This window comes from Streptomyces sp. NPDC012888 (genome assembly GCF_042900645.1).
Taxonomy (GTDB): Bacteria; Actinomycetota; Actinomycetes; order Streptomycetales; family Streptomycetaceae; genus Streptomyces.
The window spans coordinates 44,520-60,948 of sequence record NZ_JBIBBM010000006.1; the positions used below are offsets into that span (position 1 = coordinate 44,520).

19 protein-coding genes are annotated in these 16,429 nt (G+C 71.3%); 15 read left to right on the plus strand and 4 right to left on the minus strand.

The features are described 5' to 3' along the window. Positions 1-123 precede the first annotated feature (123 nt). Complete coding sequence (locus ACFY61_RS12450; protein ID WP_389470542.1) at positions 124-561, minus strand: hypothetical protein; 438 nt, start codon at positions 559-561, stop codon at positions 124-126. 447 nt (positions 562-1,008) lie between these two features. Between ACFY61_RS12450 and hemL the strand changes: the two genes are divergently transcribed. From hemL to ACFY61_RS12490, 8 genes are all read left to right on the plus strand, one after another. Then, positions 1,009-2,331 carry a glutamate-1-semialdehyde 2,1-aminomutase gene (hemL, locus tag ACFY61_RS12455; RefSeq protein WP_389470545.1) on the plus strand — a complete coding sequence of 441 codons (1,323 nt, stop codon included), beginning with the start codon at positions 1,009-1,011 and terminating at the stop codon, positions 2,329-2,331. After that, on the plus strand, positions 2,328-3,008 hold the full coding sequence (locus ACFY61_RS12460; protein ID WP_389470548.1) for a histidine phosphatase family protein: 681 nt from the start codon (positions 2,328-2,330) through the stop codon (positions 3,006-3,008). The genes hemL and ACFY61_RS12460 overlap by 4 nt, the downstream gene beginning before the upstream one ends. A gap of 84 nt (positions 3,009-3,092) precedes the next feature. After that, entirely contained in the window at positions 3,093-4,316 is a 1,224-nt protein-coding gene (locus tag ACFY61_RS12465; RefSeq protein WP_389470550.1) for a hypothetical protein, read from the plus strand. A 66-nt stretch (positions 4,317-4,382) separates the two neighbouring features. Continuing rightward, positions 4,383-4,979: a TlpA family protein disulfide reductase gene (locus ACFY61_RS12470; RefSeq protein ID WP_389470553.1), complete on the plus strand. Its 597-nt coding sequence runs from the start codon at positions 4,383-4,385 to the stop codon at positions 4,977-4,979. Between the two features lie 7 nt (positions 4,980-4,986). Then, positions 4,987-5,751: a cytochrome c biogenesis CcdA family protein gene (locus tag ACFY61_RS12475; RefSeq protein WP_389471273.1), complete on the plus strand. Its 765-nt coding sequence runs from the start codon at positions 4,987-4,989 to the stop codon at positions 5,749-5,751. Between the two features lie 13 nt (positions 5,752-5,764). Beyond that, on the plus strand, positions 5,765-7,465 hold the full coding sequence (locus ACFY61_RS12480; protein WP_389470556.1) for a cytochrome c biogenesis protein ResB: 1,701 nt from the start codon (positions 5,765-5,767) through the stop codon (positions 7,463-7,465). Further along, entirely contained in the window at positions 7,462-8,550 is a 1,089-nt protein-coding gene (gene ccsB, locus ACFY61_RS12485) for a c-type cytochrome biogenesis protein CcsB (RefSeq protein ID WP_389470559.1), read from the plus strand. The genes ACFY61_RS12480 and ccsB overlap by 4 nt, the downstream gene beginning before the upstream one ends. A gap of 25 nt (positions 8,551-8,575) precedes the next feature. After that, complete coding sequence (locus ACFY61_RS12490) at positions 8,576-9,097, plus strand: SRPBCC domain-containing protein (RefSeq protein ID WP_389470561.1); 522 nt, start codon at positions 8,576-8,578, stop codon at positions 9,095-9,097. Here the strand turns inward: ACFY61_RS12490 and ACFY61_RS12495 are convergent. Continuing rightward, positions 9,094-9,423, minus strand: coding sequence for a PLD nuclease N-terminal domain-containing protein (locus ACFY61_RS12495; protein WP_389470564.1), 330 nt, complete (start codon positions 9,421-9,423; stop codon positions 9,094-9,096). The genes ACFY61_RS12490 and ACFY61_RS12495 overlap by 4 nt on opposite strands. Positions 9,424-9,512: 89 nt before the next feature. Here ACFY61_RS12495 and ACFY61_RS12500 point away from each other — a divergent pair, with 89 nt between their 5' ends. The 3 genes from ACFY61_RS12500 to mqnP are packed head-to-tail and all read left to right on the plus strand — an operon-like array spanning position 9,513 to position 12,363. Further along, the gene (locus tag ACFY61_RS12500; protein ID WP_389470567.1) at positions 9,513-10,970 is read left to right on the plus strand and encodes a menaquinone biosynthesis decarboxylase; all 1,458 of its coding nucleotides are present in this window, start codon (positions 9,513-9,515) and stop codon (positions 10,968-10,970) included. Further along, the gene (locus ACFY61_RS12505; protein ID WP_389470569.1) at positions 10,967-11,440 is read left to right on the plus strand and encodes a hypothetical protein; all 474 of its coding nucleotides are present in this window, start codon (positions 10,967-10,969) and stop codon (positions 11,438-11,440) included. Before ACFY61_RS12500 ends, ACFY61_RS12505 begins: the two co-directional genes overlap by 4 nt. After that, positions 11,440-12,363, plus strand: coding sequence for a menaquinone biosynthesis prenyltransferase MqnP (gene mqnP / locus ACFY61_RS12510; protein WP_389471276.1), 924 nt, complete (start codon positions 11,440-11,442; stop codon positions 12,361-12,363). Before ACFY61_RS12505 ends, mqnP begins: the two co-directional genes overlap by 1 nt. Positions 12,364-12,489: 126 nt before the next feature. Here mqnP and ACFY61_RS12515 read toward each other — a convergent pair whose 3' ends face one another. Beyond that, positions 12,490-13,092 carry a rhomboid family intramembrane serine protease gene (locus ACFY61_RS12515; RefSeq protein WP_389470571.1) on the minus strand — a complete coding sequence of 201 codons (603 nt, stop codon included), beginning with the start codon at positions 13,090-13,092 and terminating at the stop codon, positions 12,490-12,492. 65 nt (positions 13,093-13,157) lie between these two features. Between ACFY61_RS12515 and ACFY61_RS12520 the strand changes: the two genes are divergently transcribed. Beyond that, the gene (locus tag ACFY61_RS12520; RefSeq protein ID WP_389470573.1) at positions 13,158-13,829 is read left to right on the plus strand and encodes a UbiX family flavin prenyltransferase; all 672 of its coding nucleotides are present in this window, start codon (positions 13,158-13,160) and stop codon (positions 13,827-13,829) included. A gap of 5 nt (positions 13,830-13,834) precedes the next feature. On the opposite strand, the gene ACFY61_RS12525 is transcribed toward ACFY61_RS12520, so the two are convergent. After that, the gene (locus ACFY61_RS12525) at positions 13,835-13,969 is read right to left on the minus strand and encodes a hypothetical protein (RefSeq protein ID WP_389470575.1); all 135 of its coding nucleotides are present in this window, start codon (positions 13,967-13,969) and stop codon (positions 13,835-13,837) included. A 123-nt stretch (positions 13,970-14,092) separates the two neighbouring features. Between ACFY61_RS12525 and ACFY61_RS12530 the strand changes: the two genes are divergently transcribed. From ACFY61_RS12530 to ACFY61_RS12540, 3 genes are all read left to right on the plus strand, one after another. Next, positions 14,093-14,548, plus strand: a complete 456-nt coding sequence (locus ACFY61_RS12530; protein WP_389470578.1) for an Lrp/AsnC family transcriptional regulator — start codon at positions 14,093-14,095, stop codon at positions 14,546-14,548. Positions 14,549-14,628: 80 nt separating this feature from the next. Then, a complete protein-coding gene (gene mqnE, locus ACFY61_RS12535; RefSeq protein WP_389470580.1) occupies positions 14,629-15,792 on the plus strand; it encodes an aminofutalosine synthase MqnE in 1,164 nt (387 codons plus the stop codon). A 101-nt stretch (positions 15,793-15,893) separates the two neighbouring features. Further along, positions 15,894-16,418 carry a GNAT family N-acetyltransferase gene (locus ACFY61_RS12540; RefSeq protein ID WP_389470583.1) on the plus strand — a complete coding sequence of 175 codons (525 nt, stop codon included), beginning with the start codon at positions 15,894-15,896 and terminating at the stop codon, positions 16,416-16,418. Positions 16,419-16,429 lie beyond the last annotated feature (11 nt).

Here is a 16,429-nt window from a genome sequence, read left to right on the forward strand (position 1 = left end):
GGCTGGGTTTGCCGGGCGGCGCCGGTCGGCCGGGCCGTGCCTGCCCGGTGCGGGACCGCTCGCCCGGGCCGGGCACGTCCCGGGCGGGGCCGGGCTGTCAGGCCGGGAGCGGCGGGCCGGGGGTCAGGGCCAGACCAGGCAGTAGGGCTGGTGGCCGGCTTCGTGTAGGCGTTGGCTGAAGTCCTGCCATTCGTGCAGCAACTGGTACACGTTGAACGCGTCGCTCGGCCCGCCCCGGTCCGGCACCGTCGACCAGATGAAGGCCGCCGCGCCCACCGACTCCTCGCCGATGCCGCGCAGCGGGTCGACGACGGTCGTCGGGAGCTTGACCACCGCGTAGTCGGGGTGCAGGACGACCAGCTCCAGCGGGGGCACCTTGTGCAGGGGTATGCCCTCGATGCCGGTCAGGACCATCGCGGCCACCGTCTCCGGCTTGATCTTGGTGAACAGGCCGCCCATGCCGAGTTCGTCGCCGCCGAGCTCCTCGGGGCGCATGGAGATCGGCACCCGGGCCGCGGTGGCGCCGTCCGGGGCGCCGAAGTACTTGTACGTCACTCCCATGCCGCGTCCCACCGTGCCGCCGGTGGGCTCGTCCGCCGGCTGCAGGGGCGCGGGCGGTCCGGGCGTGGGCGGGACGGGTACCGGTGGTACGGGCGCCGGTGGTACGGGCGCGGGTGCCGGGCCGTACACCGGGCCTGCCGTGGGCGCGGGCCCCGGCGCCGGCCCCGGCGTCGGGCCCGGTGTGGAGTCGGCCGGCTCCGTCGAGGCGCGGCGGTGCCTGCCGCGCCGGCGGGCTTCCCGGGCTTCGCGGGCGCGCTTCGGGTCCAGGCCGTCCGTACCCTCGCCCGGTCCACCACCGCGTTGCATATCTCCACCCGACTGGTCTTGCCTGCGTCTGCCCCGGCCCCGCGGCCCCCGCCACGCAGCCTGATCATCATGGCAGTGACCTCCCCCGCGCCGCAGCGGTGAAACGCCCGTCCGCAAGTGAAGTCGCGGCCTGATGAGACCATGGCTGGTGTGAGCTACCCGTACACGTATGAAGCCCCAGTTTCGCAGACGCTCTTCGAGCGCGCGTCCCTTGTGACCCCCGGCGGCGTGAACTCTCCGGTCCGTGCGTTCCGAGCCGTGGGTGGTACGCCCCGGTTCATGGTGTCCGGTACCGGTCCGTACCTCACCGACGCCGACGGCCGGGAGTACGTCGACCTCGTGTGCTCCTGGGGTCCGATGATCCTCGGGCATGCGCACCCCGAGGTGATCGCGGCCGTGCAGGAGGCCGTGGCCCGCGGGACCTCCTTCGGCACTCCCGGCGAGGGCGAGGTCGCGCTCGCCGAGGAGATCGTCGCCCGGGTCGAGCCGGTCGAGCAGGTCCGGCTGGTGTCCTCCGGCACCGAGGCGACCATGTCGGCGATCCGGCTGGCCCGCGGCTTCACCGGCCGCGCCAAGGTCGTGAAGTTCGCCGGCTGCTACCACGGCCACGTGGACGCCCTGCTGGCCGCGGCCGGCTCCGGCCTGGCGACGTTCGCGCTGCCGGACACCCCGGGCGTGACGGGCGCGCAGGCCGGCGACACGATCGTGCTGCCGTACAACGACCTCGACGCGGTGCGGGCGGCGTTCGCGGCCCACCCGGGCGAGATCGCCTGCGTGATCACGGAGGCGGCCCCGGGCAACATGGGCGTGGTGACTCCGGCTGCCGGTTTCAACCAGGGCCTGGCGGACCTGTGCCGGGAGAACGGCGCGCTGTACATCTCGGACGAGGTCATGACGGGCTTCCGGACCTCGCGGGCCGGCTGGTACGGGGTCGACGGGGTCAAGCCCGACCTGATGACCTTCGGCAAGGTGATGGGCGGCGGCTTCCCGGCGGCGGCGTTCGGCGGCCGCGCCGACGTCATGGCGTACCTGGCTCCGGCGGGTCCGGTCTACCAGGCGGGCACGCTGTCCGGTAACCCGGTCGCGACGGCCGCCGGGCTGGCGCAGCTGCGGCTGCTGGACGACGCCGCGTACGAGAAGGTGAACGCCGTGTCGGCCGCGGTCCAGGGCCTGGTGACCGAGGCGCTGACCAAGGAGGGCGTGGCGCACCGGCTCCAGACCGCCTCGAACATGTTCTCGGTGTTCTTCACCCCCGACGAGGTGCGGAACTACGAGGACGCCAAGCGGCAGGAGAGCTTCCGCTTCACCGCGTTCTTCCACTCGATGCTGTCGAACGGCGTGTACCTGCCGCCGTCGGCCTTCGAGTCCTGGTTCGTCTCGACCGCGCACGACGAGGCCGCGGTGGAGCGGATCGCGGCGGCGCTGCCGGCCGCCGCCCGGGCCGCCGCGGAGGCGACCGCGTGAGCGCCGCCGACATCACCGTCGTCCACCTGCTGCGGCACGGCGAGGTGCACAACCCGGACGGGGTGCTGTACGGGCGCCGGGCCGGCTACCACCTCTCGGACCTGGGCCGGCAGATGGCGGACCGGGTGGCCGAGCACCTGGAGCGCCGGGACGTCGCGTACGTGGTGTCCTCGCCGCTGGAGCGGGCGCAGGAGACCGCGGAGCCGGTGGCCAAGAGCCACGGACTGGGCGTGGCGACCGACGCGCGGCTGCTGGAGGCGGAGAACGTCTTCGAGGGCAAGACCTTCGGGGTGGGCGACGGGGCGCTGCGCAAGCCGGCGAACTGGAAGCACCTGACGAACCCGTTCCGGCCGTCCTGGGGCGAGCCGTACGTCGAGCAGGTGGTGCGGATGATGGGCGCGCTGGACGCGGCGCGCGACGCGGCCCGGGGGCGCGAGGCGGTCTGCGTGAGCCACCAGCTGCCGATCTGGATCGTGCGCAGCTTCGTGGAGAAGCGGCGGCTGTGGCACGACCCGCGGCGCCGGCAGTGCACGCTGGCCTCGCTCACCTCGTTCACGTACCAGGGCGACAGGATCGTGTCGGTGGGGTACAGCGAGCCGGCCCGGGACCTGGTCCCGGCGCACCTGCTGGCCGGGGCCAAGCCGGTGAAGGGCAAGTCCAAGGCCTTTGGTGCGTAGCTGTTACGGCTCCGCCCAGATAACTGCGGGTCGCGCGGGAATCTCCGTCCCAGGACACAACTCCTTGTGAGCAGGGGCGGTGACATGCGCGACTTCAGTCGAAGGGGTGCTCTGGGTCTGGGGCTCGGCGCCGCGGCCGCGGCGGGCCTGGCCGGTTGCGGTGGCGGTGGTTCCGGGGGCGGGAAGCCGGGGCCGTCGGGTACCGGGCCGGGGGACGGGCGGCCGGCGGCGAGGCCGATCGGCGACGGGTCCACCGCGGACACCGGGCCGCAGCCGGGCCAGCCGGCGCCGCCGGTGCCGCTGGAACCCGGTGAGACGCCGCCGCAGTTCGTGGTGTTCAGCTGGGACGGCGCGGGCGAGATAGGCAACGGCCTCTTCCCGCGCTTCCTGAAGCTCGCCCGGGACCACCACGCGGCCATGACCTTCTTCCTCTCGGGGATCTACCTCCTGCCGGAGTCGAAGAAGGACCTCTACGAGCCGCCGGGGAACCCGGTGGGCGCGTCCGACATCGGTTACCTCAAGGACGAGAACATCCGCCTGACCCTGCGGAACCTCCGGCAGGCGTGGCTGGACGGGCACGAGGTGGGCACCCACTTCAACGGCCACTTCTGCGGCGGCTCCGGGTCCGTCGGCAGGTGGACGGCGGCCGACTGGCGCAGCGAGACGGAGCAGGCGGTCTCCTTCGTCACGAACTGGCGGACCAACACCGGTTTCACCGACCTGCCGCCGCTGCCCTTCGACTACCGCAAGGAGCTGGTCGGCGGTCGCACCCCCTGCCTGCTGGGCCAGGAACGGCTGCTGCCCACCGCGCGCGAGCTGGGCTGGCGCTACGACGCGAGCTCCCCCGGGGGCCTGCAGCAGTGGCCGGCGAAGAAGGGCGGGGTCTGGGACCTCCCGCTGCAGTCGGTGCCCTTCCCCGGGCATTCCTTCGAGGTGCTGTCGATGGACTACAACATCCTCGCCAACCAGTCGCGGAACACCACCCGTGGTGTCCCCGCCAACTACCCCGGCTGGCGCACCCAGGCGACCGGCGCCTACCTGGCCGGGTTCAAGCGGGCCTACGAGACGAACCGGGCGCCGCTCTTCATCGGCAACCACTTCGAGGAGTGGAACGGCGGCATCTACATGGACGCGGTCGAGGAAGCCCTCAAGGCCATGTCGGACAAAAGGGATGTAAGGCTCGTTTCTTTCCGGCAGTTGGTGGACTGGCTCGACGCGCAGGACCCGGCCGTCCTCGCCCGGATGCGGACCCTGGCCCCCGGCAAGGCCCCCGCCGGCGGCTGGAAGACCTTCCTCACGGCCGCCTGATCAGCGGTTAAGCGGAGCCCCGGGGGGCGCGGAAGATCCCGATTCCGCCCATGCGAAACTTTTCACATGAGAATCGGCCGCGCCCCCATCCTGCTGACCGCGGTGACCCTCGCGAGCGCCCTGACCCTGACGGCGTGCAGCGACGGCGGCAAGACCACCGGCTCCGCCGGCGGCAACTACGTCACGGGCCCCAGCGGAATCTCCACCGTCGCCAGGGGCGAACGCGTGGAGGCGCCGAAGCTCGACGGCGAGACCGTCGACGGCAAGACCCTCGACACCTCCACCCTCAAGGGCAAGGTCGTCGTACTCAACGTCTGGGGCTCCTGGTGCCCGCCCTGCCGCGGCGAGGCCCCGTACTTCAAGAAGGTCTCCGACGAGCTGGCCGCCGCCGGCAAGGACGTCGCCTTCGTCGGGATCAACACCCGCGACAACAGCAAGCAGAACGCGATCAACTTCGAGCAGGACTACGGCATCACCTACCCGAGCCTGTTCGACCCCGACGGCAAGCTGATGCTCCGCTTCCCCAAGGGCACGCTCAACCCCCAGGCCATCCCCTCGACCATCGTGGTCGACAAGGAGGGCAAGATCGCCGCCCGCGCCCTGGTCGCCGTCAACGAGAAGCAGCTCCGGCAGATGATCGACCCGCTCCTCGCGGAGAAGTGATCCCGTGATGCTGCTCGCCGCCGAGGACCTCGGCGTGAACCAGACCGTCCTGAGCGGCGGACTGCTGCTCGCCGTGCCCATCGCCCTGGTCGCCGGACTGGTCTCCTTCTTCTCGCCGTGCGTCCTGCCGCTCGTCCCCGGCTACCTCTCGTACGTCACCGGGGCCAGCGGCGCGGACCTCGCCGAGGCCCGCCGCGGCCGGCTGTTCGCCGGAGCCCTGCTCTTCGTCCTCGGCTTCACCGCCGTGTTCGTCTCCACCGGGGCGCTCTTCGGACAGTTCGGGACCACCCTCCAGGGCAACCGGGAGACGATCTCCCGGATCATGGGCGTCCTGGTGATCCTCCTCGGCGTGTACTTCATGGGCTGGATCCCCGGCCTGACGATGCGCGAGTTCCGCTTCCACAAGAAGCCCGCGGCCGGCCTCGTCGGCGCCCCGTTCCTCGGCGTGCTGTTCGGCATCGGCTGGGCCCCCTGCACCGGACCCACCCTCGGTGCGCTCGCCACCCTCTCCATCAACGAGGCCAGCGCCGTCCGCGGCGCCGCGCTCACCGCCGTCTACTGCCTGGGCCTGGGCCTGCCCTTCATCCTCACCGCGGTGGCCTTCCGCAAGGCGCTCGGCGCGTTCGGATGGGTGAAGAAGCACTACGCGTGGGTGATGCGGATCGGCGGCGGCATGCTGATCCTCACCGGCCTGCTGCTCGTCACAGGAATCTGGGACAGCATCGTGTGGGAAATGCAGGGCTGGGCCGGCTCCTTCACGGTCGGGATCTGAGGACGACAGGCACATGACTACGACGGACAACACCACCGGAACCGGCACCGGAACCGGCACCGGACCCGACCCGGGCGACAGGCTGTCCACCGCCCCGGTGGACGACGCGCCCGACGCGCCCGGCGGTCCCGCCGCCGGCATCGGCGCCCTCGGCTGGGCCCGCTGGTTCTGGCGGCAGCTCACCTCCATGCGGGTGGCGCTGATCCTGCTGCTCCTGCTCTCCCTGGGCTCCATCCCGGGCTCCCTGGTCCCGCAGACCCAGGTCGACCCCCTCAAGGTCGAGCAGTGGAAGCGCGACCACGACTTCTGGGTGCCGGCAGCGGAGAAGCTCCAGCTCTTCGACGTCTACACCTCCTTCTGGTTCTCCGCGATCTACCTACTGCTGTTCGTCTCGCTGATCGGCTGCATCGTCCCCCGCACCTGGCAGTTCGTCGGGCAGCTGCGCGGCCGCCCGCCGCGCGCCCCCCAGCGGATGAAGCGGATGCCCGTCTACGCCACCTGGCGCACCGGGGCCGACCCGGACGCCGTCCTCGCCCACGCGGCGACCCTCCTCGGCGGACGCCGGTACCGGACCGAGGCCTCCGCCGACTCCGTCGCCGCCGAGAAGGGCTACGTCCGCGAAGCCGGCAACCTGCTCTTCCACATCGCCCTGATCGTGATGCTCGTCGCCTTCGCCACGGGCCAGCTGTTCAAGTCCGAGGGCGGCAAGCTGGTCCTGCGCGGCAAGGGCTTCTCGAACACGCTCACCCAGTACGACGACTTCAAGTCCGGCAGCCTGTTCGACGTCGACGACCTCCCGAAGTTCTCCTTCAGCCTCGACCGGTTCGACGCCACCTTCGAGAAGACCGGCCCGCAGAAGGGCACCCCCCGCGACTTCAAGGCGTACGTCACCGTCAGCGAGGGTGCCGACGGCGCGCCCCGGAAGTCCGAGATCGAGGTCAACGAGCCGCTCGACGTGGCCGGCGCCAAGATCTACCTGCTGGGCCACGGCTACGCGCCGGTCCTCTCCGTGACCGACCGCTCCGGCAAGGTGATCTTCAAGGACGCCGTGCCGATGCTGCCGCAGGACTCCAACCTGACCTCCTCCGGCGCCGTCAAGGTCACCGACGGCTACCGCGACAAGGAGGGCAAGAAGACCCAGCTGGGCTTCGCCGCCTGGTTCGTGCCCACCTTCGCCGGCCAGAACAAGGGGAACATGTTCTCCCAGTTCCCGGCCCTGGACTACCCGGTGCTCGCGCTCAGCGCGTACCACGGCAGCCTCGGCGTGGACTCCGGCCTGCCGCAGAACGTCTACCAGCTCGACACCCGCAAGATGAACAAGTTCCTCGGCGCGGACGGCGAGCTGTTCAAGCAGATGCTCCGCCCCGGCGAGACGATGACCCTGCCCGACGGGGCCGGCTCCGTGAAGTTCGAGGGCATCGAGCGCTGGGCCACCTTCCAGGTATCCCAGCAGCCCGGCAACGGCCTCGCCCTCGGCGGCGCCATCGCCGCCATCGCGGGCCTGGCCGCCTCGCTGTTCGTCCAGCGCCGCCGGATCTGGGTGCGGGCCGTGCCCGGCCCCGACGGGGTGACCGTGGTCGAGCTGGCCGGCCTGGGCCGCAGCGAGTCCCCCCGCCTGCCGGAGGAGCTCGCGGAACTGGCCGCCACGCTGCACGAGAAGGCGCCCACCGCGCCGGACCCCGTCGAAGAAACCGTTGAAGGAGAGCGTGCATGACACCGCTCGCAGTCGCAGCCAACGAGGACCTGGCGCAGATCAGCAACTACCTGATCTATTCGTCGATGGCGGTCTACACGCTCGCCTTCCTCGCCCACATCGCCGAGTGGGTCTTCGGCAGCCGCAGCAAGGTCGGCCGGACGGCGGCCGCCCTGACCGCGCAAGCCGGGGCGAAGGCCAAGGCCCCCGCGGTGCAGGTCCGCACCCAGGGCGGCGGAACCGCCGTACTCGACAAGCCGCAGGTCGTCACCCGGTCGGCGACCGGCGACCGCGACGTCCCGGACGGCCCCGGCGCGGCCGGCGGCACCGAGCAGGGCGACCTGTACGGGCGGATCGCCGTCTCCCTGACCGTGCTCGGCTTCCTGATCGAGGCGGCCGGCGTGGTCACCCGCGCCCTGTCGGTGCAGCGCGCCCCCTGGGGCAACATGTACGAGTTCTCGATCACCTTCTCCACGGTGGCCGTCGGCGCGTACCTGGCACTGCTCGCGGCGAAGAAGAACGTCCGCTGGCTCGGTCTGATCCTGGTCACCACCGTCCTGCTGGACCTCGGCATCGCCACCAAGTGGCTCTACACCGACAGCGACCAGCTGGTCCCGGCCCTGGACTCGTACTGGCTGTGGATCCACGTCTCCACGGCCATCTTCTGCGGTGCGGTCTTCTACATCGGCGCGGCCGGCACGGTGCTCTACCTCTTCCGCGACTCCTACGAGGCCAAGCTCGCGCGGGGCGACAAGCCGGGCGGCTTCGCCTCCTCGGTGCTGGAGCGCTTCCCGTCCGCCGCCTCGCTGGACAAGTTCGCGTACCGGATCAACGCGGCTGTGTTCCCGCTGTGGACCTTCACGATCGTGGCGGGCGCGATCTGGGCGGGCGACGCCTGGGGCCGGTTCTGGGGCTGGGACCCCAAGGAGGTCTGGTCCTTCGTGACCTGGGTGGCGTACGCCTGCTACCTGCACGCCCGGGCCACGGCCGGCTGGAAGGGCCGCAAGGCCGCCTACCTCGCGCTGTTCGCCTTCGCCTGCTGGATCTGGAACTACTACGGCGTGAACATCCTGCTCAACGGCAAGCACTCGTACGCGGGCGTCTGAGCGGACGGAGTGGGACGCTGGTGTCATGCCCCCTGTGAGCCATGGCACCAGCGAGCGCCGCCCCGGCGACGCCGACCACTGGCTGCTGCACTTCGCACCGCACCTGGCCCACGCCTACACGGAGGTCTGGCCCGCCCTGACCACGGCGGACGGCCTGCGCGGCTGGCTCGCCTCGGCGGAGGTCCTGGAACGGCACCTCGGCGGGGAGGTCCGCCTGCGCTGGCTGAACGGGCCGGGCACCACGGCCACCGGCCACGTCACCGCGTGGGACGTGGAACGGGTCGTCGAATACACCCTCTCGGAACACGGACGGATCCGCTTCCACCTCGAACCCCTCGGCACCGACTCCACCCTGATCCGCTTCACCAACGAGCGGCGCGGCACGGAGGCCGACCGGCTGGACTGCCTGGCCGGCTGGCACGAGCACTTCCTGCTGCTGGAGGACCACCTGGCCGGCGCCCCCGCGGACTGGCCCTCCCGGACCGCCAACCGCTGGTCGGCGCTGCGCGACAGCTACGCCGCCCAGCTCCACCGCGCCAGCCGCTAGTCCCGGTCGGGGCCCTTCTCCTCGTCGTCCTGCCGCTTGCGCCTGCGCTGCTCCTCGCGGAGCGAGTCGAGGAAGTCCGGGTTGTCGTCCGGCGCCACCCACTGGTCGCGGCCACGAGCCCGTCCGGCCGCGCCACCGCCGGCTGCGGCCCGCTTCCTGCCCGCGAACAGCCACACCACCGGCCCCACGATCGAGAACAGCAGGATGATGATCACCCACACCACCTTCGGGAGGTGCTTGACCTCCTCCTCGGGGGTGTTCAGGCAGTCGATGAAGGCGTAGACGGTCAGCGCGATGATCAGCAGGAACGGCAGGTAGCGCAGCACGGTGTGGGACCGACCCCCAAGGAGTGGCGGCGGGCCGCGGCGGGCCCCGGTGACGGTTCCAGGGTAGTGCGTGGCAGATACTGGACGGCATGGCTTACGACGATCTCCGCTCGCTGCTCCGGGCCCTGGAGCGGGAGGGCGACCTCAAGCGCATCAAGGCCGAAGTCGACCCGTACCTGGAGGTCGGGGAGATCGTCGACAGAGTGAACAAGGCGGGCGGCCCGGCGCTGCTGTTCGAGAACGTCAAGGGCTCGGACATGCCCCTGGCGATGAACGTCTTCGGCACCGACCGCCGCCTCCTGAAGGCCCTCGGCCTGAAGTCGTACGGCGAGATCAGCGACAAGATCGGCGGGCTGCTCAGGCCCGAGCTCCCCCAGGGCTTCGTCGGCGTCCGCGAGGCGTTCGGCAAGCTCGGCTCGATGGTGCACGTGCCGCCGAAGAAGGTGAAGGGCGACTCCGCGCCCGTCCAGGAGGTCGTCCTCACCGGGGACGACGTGGACCTGGACCGGCTGCCGGCGCTGTTCACCTGGCCCAAGGACGGCGGCTCCTTCTTCAACCTGGGGCTCACCCACACCAAGCACCCCGAGACGGGCGTGCGGAACCTCGGCCTGTACCGGCTCCAGCGCCACGACAAGCGCACCATCGGCATGCACTGGCAGATCCACAAGGACAGCCGCAACCACTACGCGGTGGCGGCGGCCCGCGGCGAACGGCTGCCGGTGGCGATCGCCTTCGGCTGCCCGCCGTCCGTGACGTACGCGTCGACGGCCCCGCTGCCGGGCGACATCGACGAGTACCTGTTCGCCGGCTTCGTCGCGGGCAAGCGCATCGAGATGGTCGACTGCAAGACCGTTCCGCTCCAGGTGCCCGCCAACGCCGAGGTGGTGCTGGAGGGCTGGCTGGAGCCGGGCGAGATGCTGCCGGAGGGGCCGTTCGGCGACCACACCGGCTTCTACACGCCGCAGGAACCGTTCCCCGCCCTGAAGATCGACTGCGTCACGATGCGGCGGCGCCCGCTGCTCCAGTCGATCGTGGTGGGCCGCCCGCCGACCGAGGACGGTCCGCTGGGCCGGGCCACGGAGCGGTTCTTCCTGCCGCTGCTGAAGATCATCGTCCCGGACATCGTGGACTACCACCTGCCCGAGTCGGGCGGCTTCCACAACTGCGCCATCGTCTCGATCGACAAGAAGTACCCCAAGCACGCGCAGAAGGTCATGCACGCCATCTGGGGCGCGCACATGATGTCGCTGACCAAGCTGATCATCGTGGTGGACAAGGACTGCGACGTGCACGACCTGCACGAGGTCTCCTGGCGGGCCCTCGGCAACACGGACTACTCCCGCGACCTCACCGTGGTCGAGGGCCCCGTCGACCACCTGGACCACGCCTCGTACCAGCAGTTCTGGGGCGGCAAGGCGGGCATCGACGCGACGAAGAAGCTGCCGGAGGAGGGCTACACCCGGGACGGCGGCTGGCCGGACATGGTGGAGTCCGACCCGGCGACCGCGGCCCTGGTGGACCGCCGCTGGAAGGAGTACGGGCTGTGAGCGAAGCAGCGGGACCGGCGCTGTTCGTCGGGGACGACACCGCGTACGTGGCGCTGGTGCGCCCCGAGCTGGACCCTGCCGATCCGGACGTCCGGCTGGCCGCGGAGCAGGCCGGGGTGAGCCCCGAGGAGTTCGCCGGCTCCGGCGACGTCTGGGCGCTGCTCTTCGAGGACGGGGAGGGCGGGGGCGACGGCTTCGAGCTGCCCGGGCTGCGGGACACCGAGGCCGTGGGCTTCGCCGAGCAGCTGCGGGCCGAGGTGGCCGGCGGGTCCGCGGAGTTCACCGTCGAGGGCGGCGGGGTGCTGCGCCTGGACGCCGCTCCGGCCGGCCCGGGCGAGTACGCCTTCACGGCGCGGGTCAGCCCGCCGGAGGGCGAGGAGGAGGCGCCGGCGGTGACCGTGCGGACCGGCGCGGTGCCGGCCGCCGGGCTGCTGGCCGACATCGACGCGTTCCTGGAGAGCCTCGCATGATGACCACCGCCGACGGAGTGGTCGGGCCCGGCCCGGCCGCCCCGCAGGCCACCGGGAGGGTCAGGGCCTTCCTGCGCCTCGTCATGATCGAGCACTCGGTGTTCGCGCTGCCGTTCGCCTACATCGCGGCCCTGACCGCGATGTTCGGGGCGGACCGGTCGGTGCACTGGGTGGAGCTGCTGCTGGTGACGGTCTGCATGGTGGGCCTGCGCACCTTCGCGATGGCCGCGAACCGGATCATCGACCGGGAGATCGACGCGCGCAACCCGCGTACGGCGGGCCGGGAGCTGGTCACCGGCGCGGTGTCCGTGCGGTCCGCCTGGACCGGTGCGGGGATCGCGCTCGCGGTGTTCCTCGGCTCGGCGGCGCTGCTGAACCCGCTCTGTCTGGCGCTCGCGCCGGTGGCCGTGGTCCCGATGGTGGTCTACCCGTACGGCAAGCGGTTCACGAACTACCCGCACGCCATCCTGGGGCTGGCGCAGGCGATGGGGCCGGTCGGCGCGTGGCTGGCGGTCACCGGCTCCTGGTCCTGGGACGCGGTGATCCTGGGCCTGGCGGTGGGCGTGTGGATCGGCGGCTTCGACCTGATCTTCGCCTGTCAGGACGTGGCGGCCGACCGCGACGAGGGCGTGAAGTCGGTCCCGGCCCGCTTCGGCGTCCCGGCCGCCCTGTGGGGGGCCCGCGCCTGCCACGTCGTCACCACCGCCCTGCTGGCCTGGTACGCGGTCGCGACGGACGCGGGTGCGCTGTTCTGGGTGGGCCTGGCCGTGGTGGCGGGCGCGTTCGTCTACGAGCACACGATCGTCAAGCCGCACGACCTGTCCCGCCTGAACCGGGCGTTCTTCACGGTCAACGGTGTGATCGGCATCTGCCTGTTCCTGGCGACGCTCGCCGACCTCTTCGCCCGCGGCCTGACGCTGTGACCCGCTGTCGCCGTGACCCTGACGCCGTGACCAGCTGACGCCGTGATCCGCTGACTCCGTGACCCGCACGGGTGAGCGCCGCTCGGCTCCCGCCCGCCGCGCCGCCGTGCCTGCGCCGGACCAGCGCTAGCCGTAGACCCCGGCGCCGTCCGGCCCGGGCGCGCGGCGGGGCCGGGGCAGCAGGAGGGCCGTGGCCGCGCCGGCCAGGAGGCCGATCAGGTGGCCCTGCCAGCTGACGGCGGGGTCGCCGGGGCCGAGGCCGGCCAGGATGGTGCCGCCCCAGATCGCGGCCACCAGCAGGCCCACCACGATGCCCACCGGGTCGCGTTCGACGAAGCCGCGCACCAGCAGGAAGCCGAACAGGCCGAAGACCAGGCCCGAGGCGCCGGCGGTGTTGGAGCCCTCGGGGGAGAGCAGCCAGACGCCCAGGCCGTCGGCGACCACTATCACCGCGCAGACCAGCAGGAAGCGGCGTACGCCGGCCAGGGCGGTGAGGAACCCGAGGGCGAGCAGCGGAAGGGTGTTGGCGGCCAGGTGGTCCCAGCCGAAGTGGATGAACGGCGCGGTGACCACCGAGCCGAGGTCGTCGGGATCGCGGGCCGTGATGCCGTACGCGTCGAGGGCGTGGCCGCCGGCCGCGTCCACCGCCTCCAGCACCCAGAGCAGGGCCACCCAGGCCAGCATGAGCAGGCCCGCGGTCCGCCCCCGCCGTCCCGTGGTCGTCGTCATGGCCGTACAACGTCCGGTACCCCGCCGGGAGTGCCCGCCCGGTGTGGCCGGATAGTCTCGGAGTCATGACTGACGGCAAGCGCACCCCATGGGTGGTGGGGGTTTCCGGGGCGTCGGGCACGCCGTACGCGGCGGCGGTGCTGCGGGGGCTCCTGGCGGCCGGGGAGAGCGTGGACCTGGTGGTCAGCCGGGCGTCGCGGCTCACCCTGCTGGACGAGACCGGCATCGCCTTCCGGGACGCGCACTGGCGCGAGGACCTCGCGCAGTGGCTGGGGCTGGGGGCCGACGGGAAGCCGGACACCTTCACGGACCTCGTGCTGGACGACGTGCGGTACTGGCCGGCCGGTGACCTGGCCGCCGGGCCGAGCAGCGGCTCGTACGCGGTGAAGGGGATGCTGGTGGTGCCGGCGTCCACGGCCTGCGTGGCGGGGGTGGCGCTCGGGCTGTCGAAGGACCTGTTGCAGCGGGTGGCGAGCGTGACGCTCAAGGAGCGGCGCCGGCTCGTGGTCGCGGTGCGGGAGACCCCGCTGAACGGCCAGACGCTCAGGCACCTGGTCGCGCTGGACGAGGCGGGCGCTGTCGTGCTGCCCGCCTCGCCGGCGTTCTACGCGGGTGCGACGCACATCCAGGACCTCGTGGACTTCGTCGCGGGGCGGGTGCTGGACGCGGCAGGGGTGCCGCACCGGCTGTACCGCCGCTGGGAAGGGGACCTCGGTGGTGCTCGGGCCGAGGGTTAGCGGGGCTAGCGCTTCTTGGCCGGGCGCGGCCTGCGGGTCTTGTCGACGCGGTGGGCGGCGGCGGGCTGATCGGCACGGGATCGGTTGGCCAGCTCCTGGAGCTGTCGCATGTGCGCGTAGGCCATCTCGATCGTGTACACGGTGTACCACTCCTGAAGATCGTCATTGATCTGATGAAAGATTTCACAGGGCTCTGACCCTGTGTGCCTTAGATTCTATACGTAAACTTGCGCGATCGCCGAACAATGGAAGGTTCCAGATAGATGGACGCGGTGGACAGGCAGCTCATCCAGGCACTCCGCGAAAACGGACGCGCCTCCTACGCGGAGCTGGGCCGGCTGGTCGGCCTCTCCGGACCGAGCGTCACCGACCGGATCAACCGGCTGGAGACCGCGGGAGTGATCACCGGCTACCGCGCCACCGTCGACGCGGCCTCGCTCGGCCTCGGCGTCACGGCGCTGATCGGCATCTCGCTCTCCGACGCGGCCGACCACGAGGACGTGGCGCGCCGGCTGCGCGACTTCGCGGAGATCGAGGACTGCTGGTTCATCGCCGGCGACGACTCCTACATGCTGAAGGTCCGGGCCGGCGACGTGGACGGGCTGGAGAAGATCATCCGCAAGCTCTCCGGCACCAAGGGCGTCTCCCGCACCCGCACCACGATCGTGCTCTCCACCAAGTGGGAGAACCGGGTCGGCGAGCTGCCCGAGGAGCGCTGAGAGTACGGTTGCTGGGGGTACCCCCGGGCGAAGCCTGGGGGAGGTTGCAGGACGGCAGACACACAGGAGGCGACCGGCCGATGGACGCTGGGCTCAAGCGCGAGCTGGAGGAGAAGGTCCGCTCCGGCGAGCGGCTGACCCGAGAGGACGGAATCGCCCTCTACGAGTCGGACGACCTGGCCTGGCTGGGCGGGCTGGCCCACGAGGTGCGCACCCGCAAGAACGGTGACGTGGTGCACTTCAACGTCAACCGCCACCTCAACATGACCAACGTCTGCACCGCGTCCTGCGCGTACTGCTCGTTCCAGCGCAAGCCGGGCGAGAAGGACGCGTACACGATGCGCATCGAGGAGGCCGTGCGCCTGGCCAAGGCCATGGAGAACGAGAACCTCACCGAGCTGCACATCGTCAACGGCCTGCACCCGAACCTGCCGTGGCGGTACTACCCGCGCTCGCTCTCGGAACTGAAGAAGGCGCTGCCGAACGTCTCCCTGAAGGCGTTCACCGCCACCGAGATCCACCACTTCGAGACCATCTCCGGCCTCTCGGCGTCCGAGATCCTGGACGAGCTGATCGAGGCGGGCCTGGAGTCGCTCACCGGCGGCGGCGCGGAGATCTTCGACTGGGAGGTCCGGCAGCACATCGTCGACCACCGCACCCACTGGGAGGACTGGTCGCGGATCCACCGGCTCGCGCACGAGAAGGGGCTGAAGACCCCCTGCACCATGCTCTACGGGCACATCGAGGAGCCGCGCCACCGCGTGGACCACGTACTGCGCCTGCGCGAGCTCCAGGACGAGACCGGCGGCTTCCAGGTCTTCATCCCGCTGCGGTACCAGCACGACTTCGTGGACATGAAGGACGGCAAGGTCCGCAACACCCTCCAGGCGCGCACCTCGATGGCCACGGGCGCCGAGGCCCTGAAGACCTTCGCGGTCTCGCGGCTGCTCTTCGACAACGTCCCGCACGTGAAGGTCTTCTGGGTGATGCACGGCGTGCAGACCGCACAGCTGGCGCTCCAGCACGGCGCGGACGACATGGACGGCTCGGTCGTGGAATACAAGATCACGCACGATGCCGACGACTACGGCACTCCGAACAAGCTCGGCCGGGAGGACCTCCTGGAGCTCATCCGGGAGGCCGGCTTCCGGCCGGTCGAGCGGAACACCCGGTACGAGGTCATCCGCGAGTACCCCGGCCCGGACGCCTCGCTGCGCGAGTCGCCCCAGCCGATGCGGGTCTGACGGCGCGACCCGCCCCACCTGTAGGAGTAAGCCCTGGCCTGGGTTGCCGGGGCTTACTCTTTTCCCTGGCGCGCAGAGCTTGTAATTACTACCCTAGGCCTATGACCCTTACCTTCACGTTCGATCCGGTGGTCGACCGCGAGCTCGCCGACGGCATCCTCGACCTCTGGGCCGACGTCACCAACGCGGGCGGCGCCGTCGGTTTCGTCCCCCCGGTCACCGCCGAGGACATCCGCCCCGAACTCCTCAAGCACCTGGACGCCGTCACCACCGGCCGCACCCGCCTGCTGGTCGGCCGGGACACCGGCGGCAGGGTCGCCGCCACCGCCTTCCTCGCCCTCAACACGCACCGCCTGATGACGCACTGGCTGTGGGTCTACACCGTGATGGTCCACCCCGACCTCCAGGGCCGCGGCGCCGGCCGCGCCCTGATGGCCGCCACCGCCGACGCGGCCCGCACGATCGACGGCATCGAGGCCGTCCGCCTCACCTGCCGCGGCGGCATGGGCCTCGAACGCTTCTACGAGTCCTGCGGCTACAAGGAGGTCGGCCGCGTCCCCGGCGCCATCCGCGTCGCCCCGGACGACGACCGCGACGACATCACCCTGCTCCTGCCGCTCCTCTAGGCTGAGCGGCC